The 1,404-nt window shown below is 68.3% G+C and carries 2 protein-coding genes; one reads left to right on the top strand and one right to left on the bottom strand.

Going from position 1 to position 1,404, the window contains the following annotated elements:
• Positions 1 to 100: 100 nt before the first annotated feature.
• On the bottom strand, positions 101 to 604 hold the full coding sequence (locus D7X55_RS39425; RefSeq protein ID WP_120548433.1) for a hypothetical protein: 504 nt from the start codon (positions 602 to 604) through the stop codon (positions 101 to 103).
• A gap of 167 nt (positions 605 to 771) precedes the next feature.
• Here D7X55_RS39425 and D7X55_RS39430 point away from each other — a divergent pair, with 167 nt between their 5' ends.
• Positions 772 to 1,293 carry a pyridoxamine 5'-phosphate oxidase family protein gene (locus D7X55_RS39430; protein ID WP_120548432.1) on the top strand — a complete coding sequence of 174 codons (522 nt, stop codon included), beginning with the start codon at positions 772 to 774 and terminating at the stop codon, positions 1,291 to 1,293.
• Positions 1,294 to 1,404: the final 111 nt, after the last annotated feature.

Consider the following 1,404-nt stretch of genomic DNA (forward strand, 5'->3'; position numbering starts at 1 on the left):
CTCCGACCCCGCCCACCTGGAGGACAACGTGAAGGCGGGCTTCGGACGGCTGCCGGACGAAAAGCTGCGCGCCCGGATGGTGAAGCTCCTCGAGTCCTGACTAGAGGTCCGCCAGCTCCGGAGACGGCGAGTAGCGCAGCTCGCCGCCCGGCTCCAGCACCAGCCCGGTGCCGGGCTCGCCGGCCTCGTCGTCGCGCCCCACCTCCAGCACGCCCTCCTCCGCGTCCCACTGGCCCAGGTAGTACTCGCCGCCGGCGGCCATGCACGCGCGCCCTTCCGACACCACCGTCTCCACCACTTCCTTCTTGTCGCTGGTGAGGCGGAAGAGCGTCCACGTCTTGCCGTCCTCGCGGAAGCCCTTCACCAGGTCCGCCAGCTCCTCGTCGCGAGGCGCGCCGCCCGCCTTCTCCTCGCGCGTCCACTGACGGGGCTCCTTCGCGGGCTGCGTCTTCTGCCACGCCCGCGCCAGCTCCAAGAGCTTCTGCTGGGCGGCGTCCTGGAGCGCGTGCATCGCGTCCGGCAGCTCGATCTCCTCCAGCGCCAAGAGTGCCGTCTCCAGCTGCAGCGCCTTCAGGCTCCACTCGTTCCACGCGGTCTTCAGCATCCCTTGTCGCTCCCGGCCGTCGCGCCTCGTTCCAAAGGAAGAAACAAGCGAGCGGGCCCGGCACGCCCCCTATCACACGCCCGGCTGCCGGGGTGCCGACCCGGCGGTGCGGACGATGTTCGCCGTCTGACCGCTGCCTACCTTCAACCCCCAAGGGAGGCGAGCACATGACGACGACGACGAAGAGTCCGCAGGACGTGGTGGAGCACCTGGGCAAGCTCATCCACGGCATCAAGGTCGCGATGATGACGACCGTGGACACCGACGGCAGCCTGCGCAGCCGGCCGATGTGGACCTACGACAAGGACTTTGACGGAGAGCTGTGGTTCTTCACCAACGACCACACCCACAAGGTGGACGAGGTGCAGAAGGACCACCATGTCAGCCTCGCCTACTCCGACCCCTCGAAGGACCGGTACGTGTCCGTCAGCGGCCGCTGCACGCTGATCCGCGACAAGGCCAAGGCCAGGGAGCTGTGGAACCCGTCCCTCAAGGCCTGGTTCCCCCAGGGGCTGGATGATCCGAACCTGGCCCTGCTGCGCGTCTCCGTCGAGAAGGCCGAGTACTGGGACACACCCAACAGCAAGATGGTCCAGCTGGTCGGGTTCGTGAAAGCCGTCCTCACCGGCGACAAGTACCACCCGGGCGACAACCAGAAGCTCGACCGGGGCGCCCCCCGCCACAACTGACCGGGGTCCCGAACGGGGCCGCCGGAGGCCCGGCGGCTCCCACGCTCTCAAACGCTGACACGTGTGTCATGGGGTGTGTGAAAGCAGGACAGCCGCAGAACCGTCCCACCC

It is taken from the genome of Corallococcus sp. AB049A, from assembly GCF_003668885.1.
GTDB lineage: Bacteria > Myxococcota > Myxococcia > Myxococcales > Myxococcaceae > Corallococcus > Corallococcus interemptor.